Genomic DNA, 468 nt, shown 5'->3' on the forward strand with positions numbered 1-468 from the left:
ACCTTGAAGTCCATGTCGCCGAACGCGTCCTCGGCGCCGAGGATGTCGGTGAGGGCCACGTAGCGGGTCTCGCCGTCGACCTCGTCGGAGACCAGGCCCATCGCGATGCCCGCGACGGGGGCCTTGAGGGGCACGCCGGCGTTGAGCAGTGACAGGGTGGAGGCGCAGACCGACCCCATGGAGGTCGAGCCGTTGGAGCTGAGGGCCTCGGAGACCTGCCGGATGGCGTAGGGGAACTCCTCGACGCTCGGCAGGACCGGCATGAGCGCCCGCTCCGCGAGCGCACCGTGACCGATCTCGCGACGCTTCGGAGAGCCCACCCGACCGGTCTCGCCGGTGGAGTACGGCGGGAAGTTGTAGTGGTGCATGTAGCGCTTGCTGGTCTCCGGACCGAGCGAGTCGATCTGCTGGGCCATCTTCACCATGTCGAGCGTGGTGACGCCGAGGATCTGGGTCTCGCCACGCTCG

The 468-nt window shown here is 68.6% G+C and carries 1 pseudogene; it reads right to left on the minus strand.

The window, feature by feature from the left end:
* Window positions 1–468, minus strand: a pseudogene (locus tag B4M60_RS13360) (polyribonucleotide nucleotidyltransferase); the annotation flags it as partial.

Source organism: Dietzia sp. UBA5065 (assembly GCA_002415925.1).
Taxonomy (GTDB): domain Bacteria; phylum Actinomycetota; class Actinomycetes; order Mycobacteriales; family Mycobacteriaceae; genus Dietzia.